The organism is Natronoarchaeum sp. GCM10025703, assembly GCF_042661985.1.
GTDB lineage: Archaea > Halobacteriota > Halobacteria > Halobacteriales > Natronoarchaeaceae > Natranaeroarchaeum.
In genome coordinates, this window is sequence record NZ_JBHSZF010000001.1 from 102,728 (window position 1) to 116,448 (window position 13,721).

12 protein-coding genes, 1 tRNA gene and 1 pseudogene are annotated in these 13,721 nt (G+C 64.0%); 11 read left to right on the plus strand and 3 right to left on the minus strand.

Annotated elements, in window-relative coordinates; translation table 11 throughout:
• The first annotated feature begins 18 nt into the window (after positions 1-18).
• Positions 19-1,173 carry an AI-2E family transporter gene (locus tag ACFQH2_RS00580; RefSeq protein WP_377055827.1) on the plus strand — a complete coding sequence of 385 codons (1,155 nt, stop codon included), beginning with the start codon at positions 19-21 and terminating at the stop codon, positions 1,171-1,173.
• A gap of 153 nt (positions 1,174-1,326) precedes the next feature.
• On the opposite strand, the gene ACFQH2_RS00585 is transcribed toward ACFQH2_RS00580, so the two are convergent.
• A tRNA-Val gene (locus ACFQH2_RS00585) sits at positions 1,327-1,401 on the minus strand.
• Between the two features lie 166 nt (positions 1,402-1,567).
• Here ACFQH2_RS00585 and trpD point away from each other — a divergent pair.
• Genes trpD through trpG form a run of 4 tightly spaced genes read left to right on the plus strand, consistent with a single transcriptional unit; the run spans position 1,568 to position 5,517 of the window.
• Complete coding sequence (gene trpD / locus ACFQH2_RS00590) at positions 1,568-2,632, plus strand: anthranilate phosphoribosyltransferase (RefSeq protein WP_377076329.1); 1,065 nt, start codon at positions 1,568-1,570, stop codon at positions 2,630-2,632.
• Positions 2,562-3,230 (plus strand): phosphoribosylanthranilate isomerase, encoded by a 669-nt coding sequence (locus ACFQH2_RS00595; RefSeq protein WP_377055831.1) that lies wholly within the window; start codon positions 2,562-2,564, stop codon positions 3,228-3,230. The genes trpD and ACFQH2_RS00595 overlap by 71 nt, the downstream gene beginning before the upstream one ends.
• Positions 3,227-4,900, plus strand: a complete 1,674-nt coding sequence (gene trpE / locus ACFQH2_RS00600) for an anthranilate synthase component I (RefSeq protein ID WP_377055833.1) — start codon at positions 3,227-3,229, stop codon at positions 4,898-4,900. The genes ACFQH2_RS00595 and trpE overlap by 4 nt, the downstream gene beginning before the upstream one ends.
• Positions 4,897-5,517, plus strand: coding sequence for an anthranilate synthase component II (gene trpG / locus ACFQH2_RS00605; protein WP_377055835.1), 621 nt, complete (start codon positions 4,897-4,899; stop codon positions 5,515-5,517). Before trpE ends, trpG begins: the two co-directional genes overlap by 4 nt.
• Here the strand turns inward: trpG and ACFQH2_RS00610 are convergent.
• A complete protein-coding gene (locus tag ACFQH2_RS00610; RefSeq protein WP_377055837.1) occupies positions 5,514-5,720 on the minus strand; it encodes a hypothetical protein in 207 nt (68 codons plus the stop codon). The two genes, trpG and ACFQH2_RS00610, sit on opposite strands and share 4 nt — an antisense overlap.
• A gap of 394 nt (positions 5,721-6,114) precedes the next feature.
• Here ACFQH2_RS00610 and ACFQH2_RS00615 point away from each other — a divergent pair.
• The 5 genes and pseudogenes from ACFQH2_RS00615 to ACFQH2_RS00635 all read left to right on the plus strand — a co-directional run.
• Positions 6,115-6,621, plus strand: a pseudogene (locus ACFQH2_RS00615) (ribonucleotide reductase N-terminal alpha domain-containing protein); the annotation flags it as partial.
• A gap of 39 nt (positions 6,622-6,660) precedes the next feature.
• Positions 6,661-10,425 (plus strand): LAGLIDADG family homing endonuclease, encoded by a 3,765-nt coding sequence (locus ACFQH2_RS00620; RefSeq protein WP_377057122.1) that lies wholly within the window; start codon positions 6,661-6,663, stop codon positions 10,423-10,425.
• A 51-nt stretch (positions 10,426-10,476) separates the two neighbouring features.
• The gene (locus tag ACFQH2_RS00625) at positions 10,477-10,794 is read left to right on the plus strand and encodes a hypothetical protein (protein ID WP_377076330.1); all 318 of its coding nucleotides are present in this window, start codon (positions 10,477-10,479) and stop codon (positions 10,792-10,794) included.
• The gene (locus ACFQH2_RS00630; protein ID WP_377076331.1) at positions 10,791-11,261 is read left to right on the plus strand and encodes a hypothetical protein; all 471 of its coding nucleotides are present in this window, start codon (positions 10,791-10,793) and stop codon (positions 11,259-11,261) included. Before ACFQH2_RS00625 ends, ACFQH2_RS00630 begins: the two co-directional genes overlap by 4 nt.
• A 91-nt stretch (positions 11,262-11,352) precedes the next feature.
• The gene (locus tag ACFQH2_RS00635) at positions 11,353-11,499 is read left to right on the plus strand and encodes an HVO_2523 family zinc finger protein (protein ID WP_377055841.1); all 147 of its coding nucleotides are present in this window, start codon (positions 11,353-11,355) and stop codon (positions 11,497-11,499) included.
• Here the strand turns inward: ACFQH2_RS00635 and ACFQH2_RS00640 are convergent.
• Positions 11,493-12,101, minus strand: coding sequence for a TVP38/TMEM64 family protein (locus ACFQH2_RS00640; protein WP_377076332.1), 609 nt, complete (start codon positions 12,099-12,101; stop codon positions 11,493-11,495). The genes ACFQH2_RS00635 and ACFQH2_RS00640 overlap by 7 nt on opposite strands.
• A gap of 183 nt (positions 12,102-12,284) precedes the next feature.
• Here ACFQH2_RS00640 and ACFQH2_RS00645 point away from each other — a divergent pair, with 183 nt between their 5' ends.
• Positions 12,285-13,664 carry an MFS transporter gene (locus ACFQH2_RS00645; protein ID WP_377076333.1) on the plus strand — a complete coding sequence of 460 codons (1,380 nt, stop codon included), beginning with the start codon at positions 12,285-12,287 and terminating at the stop codon, positions 13,662-13,664.
• Positions 13,665-13,721 lie beyond the last annotated feature (57 nt).

Below are 13,721 nucleotides of genomic sequence, written 5' to 3' on the forward strand. Positions count from 1 at the left end.
TGTGTCTATGTCGAACCAATGAACTATGATCGCTCGTTCGGCCGCCGACTGCTCGTGGGCGGCTTCGTCGCCGCGCTGTTCGTGCTCGTCGCGTACGTCGCCTACTCGTTTCTCGCCGTCCTCGTGTTCTCGGTGTTTCTGTACTACGCCGTCCGTCCGATCCATCGGTCGCTCGCCCGGTTCGACCTCCCGACACGGGTCCGCGCGATGCTCGCGCTCGTCCTATTCGGAATCCCGTTCGTCCTCCTCATCGGCTACACCCTCGCTATCGTCGCCATCGAGACGCAGGACTTTCTCATGACCTACGACGTCGAGGCAAGCTATCTCCAGCAGGTACTGGAGGGGAGCGACCTCGCCGCCCTGGACCTGACCCAACTGCAGGGGCTTCTAACCGACGCAGCGACGCCCGGTTCGATCGGCGTCCTGCTGGCGAATCTCGGGGTAGTCATCAGCCTCGTTAGCGGCGCAATCGTCCAGTTCCTCGTCCTCGTCGTGCTGACCTACTACATGCTGGTCGACGGCCCCCAACTCGTCGACTGGCTATTCACGACCTACGACGAGTCCGGTGTCGGCCGACGGTACGCCCAGGCCGTCGACCCCGACCTCTCGCTGACGCTCTTTGGCAACATCGTAAACGTGTTCATCACGGCTATCGTCGCCCTCGTCACGTTCTACGGCTACAACCTGTTCGCTCCTCCCACGATAGAGATTCCCTACGCGGGACTGGTCGCCGCACTCGCCGGCATCGGGAGCCTGATCCCAGTCGTCGGCATCAAACTCGTCTACGTCCCCGTCGTCGGCCTGCTCGCGGTGAACGCCTGGACCGCCGGCGACCTCTCCTTGCTCCTGCCGGTCGCTGGACTGCTGGCGGTCAGCGGCGTCCTCGTCGACTTCATCCCCGACTTCTTCATCCGGGCGCACATCAGCGGTGCGGAGACCCACACCGGACTGTTGCTGCTCTCGTACGTCGTCGGCCCCGTCGTCTTCGGCTTCTACGGGCTCTTTCTCGCGCCCATCCTGCTGATCCTCGTGCTCAACGCGGTGCGGATTCTGCTACCGTACGCGCTCGCCGGGGAGTCGGTGGGGATGCGTCAGGCGCGACTGGAGGAGTTCGGAGAGCGTGGAGAGATGGGGGGTGAATCGGTGGAGGAGCCTGTGGGGGTTCAAGACTGAGAGCCTGCGCTCGTCGAGTAGCGTTCGGAAAAGTGGGTTTGGGCAGATTTGAACAACGCGAACGCCTCGTTGCACTCGGCGTTCTCTCGTTCAAAATGCCTGCACGTAATTCAAACACGCGCCGCTCGAAGGTGAGCGGCGCGAGAATTGGAGTGGGTTTGGGCAGATTTGAACTGCCGGCCTCCTCCATGTCAAGGAGGTGTCATAACCAGACTAGACCACAAACCCCGTCTGGTGCGCTTCTTTCTGCACTCACAGATATCCCGGGGACACAATTGAAGGTTTCGGATTCGGCCGCCGGGTGCGGAATCACCACATGGTGAGAGTGCGACACGCTTAAGTTAGTGTACGAAGTTGTACATTGTAAGACTAAACAGTTCATTGGTGACCTCTAATGCAAGACTACATCGAACGTGTGACCGAGGGCGAGGACCTGACACAGACGGAAGCACGGCAGGCGGCGAGCGCCGTGTTCGAGGACGCAACGGAGGCGCAGATCGGTGCCCTGCTGACCGCGCTCCGCTCGAAAGGCGAGACTGAGACCGAGATTGCGGGCTTCGCCGAGGGGATGCGCGACGCCGCGCGGACGATCACGCCCGACCGGACGCCGCTGGTCGACACCTGCGGCACCGGCGGCGACGACTACGACACGATCAACGTCTCGACGACGAGCGCCATCGTCGCCAGCGGGGCCGGCGTCCCCGTCGCCAAGCACGGCAACTACTCGGTGTCGTCGAACTCCGGCAGTGCCGACGTGCTGGAGGAGGTCGGCGTCGACGTCGAGGCGGAGCCGTCAGCCGTCGAGGGAGCTATCGAGACCGACGGGATCGGCTTCATGCTCGCGCCGGTGTTCCACCCCGCGATGAAGGCCGTGATCGGCCCGCGTAAGGAACTCGGGATGCGAACGGTCTTCAACGTGCTCGGGCCGCTGACGAACCCCGCCGGAGCGGACGCCCAGATCGTCGGCGTCTACGATCCGGACCTCGTGCCGGTGCTCGCCCAGGCGCTCGCGCAGATGGACGTCGAACGCGCGCTCGTGGTCCACGGTGCGGGGATGGACGAGATCACGGTCCACGACGAGACGACCGTCGCGGAGGTCGACGGCGACCGGATCGAGGAGTACGTGCTGACGCCCGCCGATCTCGGGCTGGACGTTCACCCCATCGAAGCAGTCTCGGGCGGAACGCCGAGCGAGAACGCCGCCGATATGCGCGGAATCGTCGAGGGTGACGTGCAGGGCGCAAAACGTGAGATCATCCTGGCGAACGCCGGCGCGGCCATCTACGTCGCGGGCGAGGCCGACTCGCTCGAAGCCGGCGTCGACGCCGCCCGACAGGCGATCCAGTCGGGTGCCGCCGCCGAGAAGCTGAACAGCTACGGACCGGCGTATGACGCGGGTCAAGATCTGTGGACTGACGAGCGAGCAGGACGTCGAGACGGTCGTCGACGCCGGCGCTGACGCACTGGGGTTCATCGTCGACGTGCCGGTCGATACACCGCGCGACCTGACGGTCGACCGGGCCACAGACCTCGTACGCGAGGTTCCACCCTTCGCCTCGACGGTGCTGGTGACGATGCCCGAACGCGCCGCGCGCGCCGTCGACCTCGCGGAGCGGATCCAGCCCGACACCGTCCAGCTACACGGCGACCTCTCGCCCGCCGACGCGGCGACGGTGACGGAGCAGGTCCCGGCGACGGTAGTCAAGGCAGTCGACGCCGACGAACCGGAACGCTGTGAGCGCTACGTCGATGCCGTCGATGCGCTGCTCGTCGACTCCGCGGACGGCGAGGGTGGCGGCGGCACCGGCGAGACCCACGACTGGGACCGGACCGCCACAGTGGCCGCCGAACTCGATGCCCCGGTGATTCTCGCGGGCGGTCTCACGCCCGAGAACGTCGCCGCGGCCGTCGAGACCGTCGAACCGTACGGCGTCGACGTCGCGAGCGGCGTCGAGCGCGAGACGATAGGCGAGGACGACTCACGGAAAGATCCCGACGCAGTCGCGCGGTTCGTCGCCCGTGCGAACGCGGCCGAAGGGATGGAGACGATAGCATGACGGAACTCACACCCGACAGCGCGCAGTTTGGACAGCACGTCTCGGATGCAGTCAAGGGCGACGGGGCGGACGCAGTTGTCGTCCGGACGGCAGTCGACCTCGACCTCGACGTCTCGCCGCTGTCGGCCTACGCGGCGCTGACCGGCCGGACAACGGAGACGGCCCCCGCCGACTACGCTTTCCTGCTGGAGAGCGCCCAGAAGACGGCCTCCAGCGATCCGGATGGGGCCTTCCGGCCGGCCAGCGCGTCGGCGGATCGACACGCACGCTACTCCTTCGTCGGCTACGACCCCGCGGCGGTCGTGACCGTCGACCCGGACGAAACCGACGTGGAGGTGCTTGGCGACGAGCGCTACGGCGACCTGATCGACCCGACTGGCGAGGACGCGACCGACTCGTTGCGTTCGGCGCTCCCCGACGCCGACCTCGCCGGGTTCGAGAACGGCGACCGCCGCCAACTCGACGGGGGACTCGTCGGCTTTCTCGCCTACGACGCCGTCTACGATCTCTGGCTCGACGACGTGGGCGTCCTGCCGAGCGAAGAGAGTCAGGGCTCGACGGACGAGGAGTACGAGTCCGTCGGCGTCGAGCGGCCCGACTCCCGGTTCCCCGACGCGCAGTTCGTCCTGAACACGAAGACGCTGGTGTTCGACGAGGTCGCGGGAACGCTCTCGCTCGTCTTCACGCCGGTCGTGCGCGAGGACGACGACGTCGACGCTATCTACGAGGACCTCGTGACGGAGGCCGAACGCGTGGAGGAACTCCTCGACGGGGCGAGCGACCCCGACTGCGGACCGTTCATCCGAGACCGCGAGGTCGCCGGCCCGCAGGACGAGTACGAGGACGCGGTGCGCGCGGCGAAAGAGCACGTCCTCGACGGCGACGTTTATCAGGCAGTCGTCTCCCGAAAGCGCGAACTGTACGGCGATATCGATTCGCTCGGGTTCTATCGCGCGCTCCGCGAGATCAACCCCTCGCCGTACATGTACCTGCTCGGCTACGACGATCTGACCATCGTCGGCGCGAGCCCCGAGACGCTCGTTTCGGTCGAGGACGAGGAAGTGAAGGCGAACCCCATCGCCGGCACCTGCGACCGCGGCGAGAGCCCAGTCGAGGACCGTCGACTGGCCGGAGAGATGCTCGCGGACGCCAAAGAGCGGGCCGAACACACGATGCTGGTCGATCTGGCGCGAAACGACGTCCGGCGGGTGAGCGAACCCGGATCCGTCCGCGTCGACGAGTTCATGAACGTCCTCAAGTATTCGCACGTCCAGCACATCGAGAGCACTGTCACCGGGAAACTGGCCGCGGATTCTGATGCCTTCGACGCGACGCGGGCCTCGTTCCCCGCCGGAACGCTCTCGGGCGCGCCGAAGATCCGCGCGATGGAGATCATCGACGACCTCGAACGCGAACCTCGGGGAATCTACGGCGGCGGCGTCGGCTACTTCTCGTGGACCGGTGACGCCGACATGGCGATCGTCATTCGGACCGCAACGATCGAACACGGCGACGAGGACCGGATCACCGTGCAGGCGGGCGCAGGGCTGGTCGCCGACAGCCAGCCAACCGCCGAGTACGAGGAGACTGAAAAGAAGATGGGCGGCGTCCTGGCGGCAATCGATCGGATCGAGGAGCAAGCAGAGGCGGCCTCGGAGGTACGCCGATGAGCGACGCAACCGAGGCGACGGGGACGACGGCGAAAGACCGGCCGAAAGTCCTCTTCATCGACAACTTCGATTCGTTCACCTACAATCTGGTCGAGTACGTCAGCGAGTACGCCGACACCGCTATCCTGCGAAATACGGCCTCACCAGCGGCGGTTCGGGACGAAGAACCGGACGCGATCATCATCAGTCCCGGGCCCGGTCACCCGAAACACGACCGGGATGTCGGGGTTACGATGGACGTGCTCCGCGACGTCAGCCCGGAAGTGCCGACGCTCGGCGTCTGTCTGGGTCTCGAAGCGGCAGTCTACGAGTACGGCGGGACGGTCGGACGCGCGCCATCGCCGATCCACGGCAAAGCGTCGTCGATAGACCACGACGCGACTGGCGTCTTCGCCGGTCTCGACCAGGGATTTCGCGGCGGGCGATACCACTCGCTGATCGCGACGGAGGTACCGGACTGTTTCGAGGTCACGGCGACCGCAGAACACGACGGAGAAGAACTCGTGATGGGGATCCGTCACCGCGAGTATCCGATCGAATGCGTCCAGTTCCACCCGGAAAGCGTGCTAACCGGCGTCGGCCACGACCTGATCGAGAACTTCCTCGAGAGCCTCTAGATTCCGACGAGTGTCAGTCCATAGAGGACACCGATAACGACCGTCGCGATCAGAAGTAGCTTCCAGGCGAGACTGAGGAGAAACCGACCGACAATCGTTACGAGCGCGAGAAGGGCGAGGCCGACGAACGCCTGCGCTAGCGGGTTGGAGGGCACGGCGTCGAAGGCCGCCGGCAGCATCGACGTTGCAATCGAACTGAGCATGGAACCTAACAGTTCAGCACGCATGATAACCTTTGTGGGAGGCATCTGGTACGTCCGGGCAGTCCCAGCCTACCGAAAGTAAAATCCACAGAGGGAGTCGAGACGGCTGGAGACGATATCACTTTCACCGCGAATGACCTAGTATTAATATGCCGCCACGCTACTGTACGTACAGACCCGGACCGGCGACTGACAGGGACAGTGGTCGCACTCAGATCCAACCGGAGAGCCATCTGTGAAACTAGAGTTGTATTAGTGCAAACACGTCCCGATTCAGTCGTTTTATGAGGATGGAATCAGTAGCAATGGTCCGTCACCGATTACCCCGAACTATGACGCACACAAATTACAAAAATGCCAGACAGCACGACGATTCGACGATGGTGAGCGCCGCATGAGCGATGTGGAGCTCTCCGCCGACGAACTCACGCTTCCGATCAAACGCACGGAAGGCGATACCCTCGAGGACCGACTAACGGGGAACGCCTACAACAACATCCTGCCCGCACGATACCTGCGCAAGGACGCCGATGGCGAACTCATCGAGACGCCCGAGGGCCTCTTCGAGCGCGTCGGCGAGAACGTCGCGCTGGCCGAGGCGGTGTTCGAGGCCGAGAAACAGGACACCGAGATCACGGTTACACCCGATCAGCTCAAACCTGACCACCCACGTCGTGACGAACTCGCCGCCGAAGTGTTCGGCAAAGGAACGACCGCCGAGGACTGGGAGGCCGACAGTGAGGAGGCCTCCGAACATGCGAGCGGTGAAACCGCGAGCAGTGCCAAGACGACGCTTTCGGTATACAACGTCAACAAGTTCGCGTACGAAACCATCGTTCCCGAACTGCCGACGGAGATCCGCGAGCACGTCGAGGACGTCTCCGACGAGTTCGTCGAGATGATGGAGTATCTCGACTTCATGCCGAACTCGCCGACGCTGATGAACGCCGGCGACGAACTCCAGCAACTGTCGGCCTGTTTCGTTGACTCGCCCGAGGACGACATCGACGATATCCACCAGACAGCCAAGGAAGCCGCACAGGTGTTCCAGAGCGGCGGCGGCATGGGCTATGCCTTCTGGAAACTCCGCCCCTACGGCGATCCGGTCGGCTCGACCGGCGGCATCGCATCGGGGCCGATCACCTTCATGCGCACCTACGACCAGATGTGCGAGACGATCGCACAGGGCGGCGCGCGCCGCGGCGCACAGATGGGCGTCATGCGCGTCTCCCACCCCGACGTCATCCAGTTCATTCACGCCAAGAACAAGGACGTCTCGCTGGCCGAGACGCTTCGCCTGAACGACCCCGACGACTTCACGCACAACTCCTTCGCCGAGGCGCTCGAGGAGTCCCGTGAACTGATCGACGAGGACGGTAAAGTGCCCAAGCATCTCCGGAACGCCGTCGAGGGGCACCTCTCGAACTTCAACATCTCCGTCGGCGTCACCGACGGCTTCATGGAGGCCCTACAGAACGGCGAGGAGTTCACCTTCACGAACCCCCGGACCGAGGAGCCTCACATCGCGACGCCGGAGACCGTCGAACTCTACGAGATGTTCGACCTCGGCGAGTATGTCGAGGCCGGCGAAGTGCTATCGATCCCCGCAGAACTGATCTGGGAGCGGATCATCCAGGGCGCACACGAGAACGGCGAACCGGGCGTCATCTACCTCGAACGCGTCAACAAACGGCACTCCTTCGACGTCGAGAAACACCCCGACCACCGCATCCTCGCGACGAACCCGTGTGTTACGGGAGAGACGTTGATTAGCACCGAAAACGGGCTTGTTCCGGCTGAAGAACTGTATGAGCAAGGCGTTGCGCGTGATGTCGTCGTCGACGGGCGGCTCAGCGAGGACCGCGTAAAAGAAGCATCCAGTGTCTACAAGACTGGCGAAAAGGACGTTTACAAGCTAACAACAGAGGAAGGATACGAGCTACGTCTGACCGCAGATCACCGCGTAATGACGGATAATGGCTGGATCGAAGCTCAGAACCTCGATGCAGGTGATACCGTCAACGTCCAGAATCGCAAAGGTGAATTCGGACAGCACGGTAGCGCCGAGGAGGGTCGTGTGCTCGGGTGGCTCGTCGGAGACGGCCACCTCAAACACGACGAAGAGCGCGCCGTTCTCAACTTCTACGACGAAGACTCCGAGATTTCCGAACAGTTCGCAGACGACGCTAATACGATCGTGCGTGAGCCGACGGGTAACGCTGATTACGAGATCGGCGTCAACGATATTTCACGGGACGAGGAGTATCGTGGTCCACAGGCGATCGAGCAACGGATCCGTTCGACCCGGCTCTACGAGTTCGCCGAACAGGCCGGGCTTACGGAGAACAAACTACAGGTCCCCGACACCGTTATGCGCGGTAGCGAAGAGATAGCTCAGGAGTTCCTTCGGGCGCTGTTTACCGCCGATGGTGGTGTGCAAGGCAACGTCGAAAAGGGCGTCTCGGTACGGTTGACGAGCACGGAGACCGACCTGCTCAAAGATGTCCAGCGCCTACTGCTGAACTTCGGCATCTTCAGTAAGATCTACGAAGAGCGTCACGAAGCGGGTCTACAGGAGATGCCGGACGGCAACGGTGGTACGGCAGAGTACGAGCGTCAGGCCGATCACGATCTCCTGATCTCGAAGGACGATCTCGTTCGGTTCCGTGAGGAGATCGGGTTTATGATCGACTCGAAGAACGAAGCCCTCGATGAACGGCTCGATGCCTACGATCGTGGTCCGTACAGCGAGTCTTTCGACGCGACCGTCGAGTCGGTCGAACATGATGGCCACGAAGCGGTCTACGACCTGACCGAACCTGACACGAACTCGTTCGTCGCTAACGGTCTCGTAGTTCACAACTGCGGTGAGCAACCCTTGGAGGAGTACGAGGCCTGTAATCTCGGCCACATCAACCTCTCGACGCTCGCAGCCCAGGACGCCCCCGACTGGCGAATCTGGTACGACAACCACGGCGACGAGTATGCGAGTCAGGAAGCCGCAATCGATGCCTTCCTCGACGAGGCCATCGACTTCGAGGAGCTCGATCACCGCATCGCATACGGCACCCGCTTCCTCGAAAACGTCGTCACGATGTCCGATTTCCCCGTCGACAAGATCGAGCAGAAGGTCCGCGAGATGCGTAAGATCGGACTGGGAATTATGGGACTGGCCCAGCTATACATCCAGCTCGGCATCTCCTACGGGAGCGAGGCCTCGAACGAGGTCGCAAGCCAGCTGATGACCCACATCAACCACGGCTCGAAGAACGCTTCCCACGAACTCGCCACCGAGCGCGGTACCTTCGCCGACTGGGAGGACTCGAAGTACGCCAACCCGACCGAGTACCGCGAGTGGTTCGAGCGCCAGACCGGCCTCGACGCCGACGACTGGGAAGACGGCTTCCCGATGCGTAACCACAACACGACGACCATCGCGCCGACCGGCACCACCTCGATGATCGGCAACACGACCGGTGGCTGTGAACCGATCTACAACGTCGCCTTCTACAAGAACGTCTCCGGTGACGTCCAGGGCGACGAGATGCTCGTCGAGTTCGACGACTACTTTCTCCGCACGCTGGAGGACAACGGCATCGACGTCGACGCCGTCAAAGAGGAGGCCCAGGAGCAGATGGCCACCAACGAGTTCGACGGCGTGGACGGGCTGACCACCGTCCCGGACGCCATCGGCGAACTGTTCGTGACGACCGGTGCCCTCACCGCCAAACAGCACGCCGCGATCCAGTGTGCCTGCCAGACTGGCGTCGACTCGGCCATCTCGAAGACCGTCAACGCGCCGAACGACTCGACCACCGAGGACGCCAAGGAAGTGTTCGAGTGGGTCTACGATAACGGTGGCAAGGGCGTCACCTACTACCGCGACGGTACCCGCTCGAAGCAGGTACTGACGACCCGTGCACAGAACGCCGAGTTCGCCGACGAGCAGGAGGCCGCGGCGGCCCTCGTCGAGCAGATCGAGGAAGTGTTCGGCGGACTCGAAGGCTTCCTCGAGAACGAGGACGTCCAGGCCGCGCTCGACCGGGAGGTCGAAGAGCTACTCAGCATCGCCGACGGCGAGGAAGTCGACGGCGAGTACGCCAGCAAGCGCGCACGACCGGACGTGCTCCACGGCGTCACCCAGCGCATCGACACCGGCTACGGGAAACTCTACGTCAACATCAACGAGGATCCCGAGGCCGAGCGTCCGTTCGAGCTATTCGCCAACATCGGCAACTCCGGCGGCTTCACCGCCTCCTTCACCGAGGCGCTCGCGAAGACGATTTCGACCGCGCTTCGGTCGGGCGTCGACCCCGAGGAGATCGCCGACGAACTGCAGGGCATCCGCTCGCCGAAGGTCGCCTGGGACAAGGGCGAACAGATCCAGTCCATCCCGGACGCCATCGGCACCGCGATGCGGCGCTATCTCGACGGCGAAATCGAGAAGGCGTACCCACAGCAACAAAGTCTGACCGAACTCGAAGAGGAGGCTCGCGAGACCGACGGCGGCGTCGACGCCGAGAGCGGGACGGAACTCGACGTCGGGACGCCCGACGGCGCGACCGAACAGGTCCAGGAATCCGACGCCTCACAGGACCTCATCGATGCGGGCGAGAGCCCCGAGTGTCCCGAGTGTGGCTCGCTGACGCTGCACTACTCCGAAGGCTGCAAGACCTGCGAGTCCTGCGGCTGGTCGGAGTGCTGACGTAACATCGTCTGACGCGCTTTTTATTCCTACCCGGCATACGACCGACAGATGCCGACGATCCATCTGGACGTCTCTGAGTCGCTCGCCGAGAGCCTCGATACAGAACGAGAGCTGCTGGGATTCGAATCCCGCGAGGCGTATCTCCGCTGGGTCGTCGACCACCGGACCGACATCGAAGTCGGCTCGGACCGCGAGCAGGTGCTCTCTGCCTTTACCGAGCGCGTCGAGGAGCTGAAGCCAAACTCGACGACGCCGACGAAGCCGAGGCGCTCGATGGGGACGCCCTCACGACCGGCACCGAACCGGAGGAGAGCAGGGAGCCAGTCCGTGAACCCCGAACCGCGCGGATCCAGGACGACTCGGTGAACGAACTCGCTACTGAGCTATCCGGCGTCGAGAACGAACGCCTCGACGCATTCGCCCGGTCGGCAGTCCGCCAGACTGGCGAGACGTTCGACGGAAGCCCCGAAAGCGGCCTCGATTACGAACTACCGGCCGACCTCGACGACGGCGAACGCCCCGGCGAAGCGATCACCGACCTCGACGCCATCGAGGTGCCGGGCCACGACGAGACGCTGATAGAGCGCCGCCGGATCGCCGTCGGGGCGGCGCTGGTCTTCCTGCGAGACCGCGAGGAGGCCAAACGCAACGAGTTCATCGAGGCGCTGTACGAGGAGTATCCCGCAGGCTACGAGACGAGCGAGACCTGGTGGGACTGCGTGAAAGCGGGGTTGCGACAGATCGACCGCGTCTTTCCGGCCCGGGAAGGCCGGCGTGTCTGGCGGTTCAATACGACGCCGGGGCGGGTGACGCGGTTGCCGAGTCGCGACTGAGGGGTCCTGTCGGGGCTCACGAACCGCGACTGCGGCGACGGCCGATGATAGAGAGCGAAGAATCTTGTCGCCGGAGCGAGAACGGCAGGGTATGGCAGATGACGTCGACGAGGGAGCCGAGACGGGCGACGGTGGCCGGCCCTGTCCCCGGTGCGGGACGGCGATGTACCACCGCCACTGCAAGTACGTCTGTCCCCAGCATGGCGTGATCTTCGACTGTGCGGACACCTTCTACTGAGAGCGGTTCCCGACCGAACGGCGACTCTCTACGAGATGCTCGTAGGCCGGGCCGGCGAGCAAAACCATCGCGGCGAGCGTCGTGATGACCCCCAGTCGCGTCCCGACGCCGCCGAGGCCGGCCGTCGATATCGTATGGAACGAGTTACCGAGGACGACGGCCGCCATCGTCCACGGGAGTTCGCCGAGCAGCACGCCGCCCGCGAGCACTCGTAGTCGGACGTTGCCCATCCCGGCAGCGGCGCTGACCGCGTCGGCAGGGACGGGTGCAAGTCGGCCCGCGACGACGCCACGGAAGTCGCCGGTCGCGTCGAAAAAGCGGCTTCCAGCCGTCGCGAGTCGCGCGACGACACCACAGTTCCACCCCGCGGCGACCCACCGGCCGGCGTAGAAGGCCGGAACCGACGTGAGGACTGCTCCCGCAAGCGCGACCGGAAACCCCAGCGCGATGCCGAACCCGTAGCCGACGGCCACCGCGACCAGTGTGGTCGGCCACAGGACGAGCGGGCGGAAGAGATAGAGGAGTACCACGGCGCCACCGAAGAGAAGCGGGTCCGCCGCAAGCGTCTCAACCGCGCCGAGTACCGCGGTTTTGGAGGTCAACAGCGCCGCCGGTACGACGGCGAGAAGGAGAGCACGGCGAGACGGCGATCCGCGAAACGCATCACCACTTGCTGTGTCGTCCTGGTTTGAACCTCTTGTGGTTGAGAGAAGTTCGAGTCGCCGATGAATGGGGTTGCCGGCGACCGAAATCACTTCACGAAGGGGTGTCGAAATCGAACGTGTATGGCAGCCGAGGACACTGCGGAGGCCGAACCCGACGTTTTCGACCCGTTCAGACAGTTCTTCGCGCTGGAACGGGACGTCCTCGTCCTCTCGCTGGCGATGTTCGCCTTTAGTCTCGGCTTCCAGATGACCGGGCGATACATGGCCGAGTACATGAGCGCGCTTGGTGCGAGCGCGCTCGTCATCGGCCTCTACGGCACGTTCGGCAACATCATCGGCGCGGTCTACCCCTACCCCGGCGGTGCGATATCCGATCGGATCGGCTCGCGGTACGCGCTGACGGCGTTCGGTCTCGTCACGACGCTCGGGTTCGGTATCTGGCTCGCCGCGCCGCTGCTGGATGTCACGGTCGGTCCCGTCTCGCTGTCGATTGTCGCCATCTTCCTCGGACTCGTACTTGCGCAGGCGTGGAAGTCCTTCGGCCTCGGCGCGACCTACGCCATCGTCAAGCAAGCCGTCCCACCCTCGCGACTGGCCGCGGGCTTTGCCAGCACCGAGAGCTTTCGCCGGACGGCCTTTCTCGTCGGCCCACTGATCGCGGCCGCCATCTTCGCGCCCTTCACCAGCGCCGCGGACGACGTCGTATTCGCCTTCCAGTTGATCCTGCTGGTCGCAATCGGCTTCGGCGTGCTCGGAACGCTCGCCCAGCATCGCCTCTACGACGCCACCGACGATAGCTTCGGCAAGGAGTTCGAGGGACTCGCACAGTTACGCGAGGACCTTCAAAACCTGCCCGGTCCGCTTCGCCCGCTGCTCGTCGGCGACATCCTCGTACGCTTTGCTAACGGGATGGTCTATATCTTCTTCGTGCTCGTCGTCACGCAGTTTCTGGACGTCGGGCTCTCGCTGTCCCTGCCGACACTCGGTACTGTCTCGCTCTCGCCGCAGGCGTACTTCGGCATCCTGCTCGGCCTCGAGATGTTCGTCGCCCTGCTGGTGATGATTCCGGCGGCGAAAATCGCCGAACGCGTCGGGCTGAAACCCGTCGTCGCCGCGGGCTTTCTGGTCTACGCCGTCTTCCCGGTACTGCTCATTCAGGCTCCTCAAAATGCCCTTGCACTGGCCGTACTCTTTGCATTTTCCGGACTCCGGTTCGCGGGACTGCCTGCACACAAGGCGCTGATCGTCGGGCCTGCCGAGCAGGGGACCGGCGGGCGCGTCACAGGGGCGTACTATCTGCTCCGAAACGTCGTCGTCATTCCAAGCGCGGCGCTGGGCGGCCTCATCTGGGACGGGTTCTCGAACCCGCTGACCGGCGAGGTGCTGTTCGAGGGCGATCCCGTCCTGGCCTTCTCGATTGCGACGGTGATCGGTCTCGTCGGGACAGGCTACTTCCTGCTCTTCGGCGAGGAGTTCGAGGCGTACGCGGCGGAGAGTTGAGCGTCGAACTCCTGCAGAAACCGACGCGGATTAGTGGGGGCCGTTCCTACATCATAG

What these genes read in the sequence shown, in the direction of transcription:
- ACFQH2_RS00580 (WP_377055827.1), top strand. Translation starts at nt 19, where the DNA reads ATGAACTATGATCGCTCGTTCGGCCGCCGACTGCTCGTGGGCGGCTTC.
- trpD (WP_377076329.1), top strand. Translation starts at nt 1,568, where the DNA reads ATGCAAGACTACATCGAACGTGTGACCGAGGGCGAGGACCTGACACAG.
- ACFQH2_RS00595 (WP_377055831.1), top strand. Translation starts at nt 2,562, where the DNA reads ATGACGCGGGTCAAGATCTGTGGACTGACGAGCGAGCAGGACGTCGAG.
- trpE (WP_377055833.1), top strand. Translation starts at nt 3,227, where the DNA reads ATGACGGAACTCACACCCGACAGCGCGCAGTTTGGACAGCACGTCTCG.
- trpG (WP_377055835.1), top strand. Translation starts at nt 4,897, where the DNA reads ATGAGCGACGCAACCGAGGCGACGGGGACGACGGCGAAAGACCGGCCG.
- ACFQH2_RS00610 (WP_377055837.1), bottom strand. Translation starts at nt 5,720, where the DNA reads ATGCTCAGTTCGATTGCAACGTCGATGCTGCCGGCGGCCTTCGACGCC.
- ACFQH2_RS00620 (WP_377057122.1), top strand. Translation starts at nt 6,661, where the DNA reads ATGAACGCCGGCGACGAACTCCAGCAACTGTCGGCCTGTTTCGTTGAC.
- ACFQH2_RS00625 (WP_377076330.1), top strand. Translation starts at nt 10,477, where the DNA reads ATGCCGACGATCCATCTGGACGTCTCTGAGTCGCTCGCCGAGAGCCTC.
- ACFQH2_RS00635 (WP_377055841.1), top strand. Translation starts at nt 11,353, where the DNA reads ATGGCAGATGACGTCGACGAGGGAGCCGAGACGGGCGACGGTGGCCGG.
- ACFQH2_RS00645 (WP_377076333.1), top strand. Translation starts at nt 12,285, where the DNA reads ATGGCAGCCGAGGACACTGCGGAGGCCGAACCCGACGTTTTCGACCCG.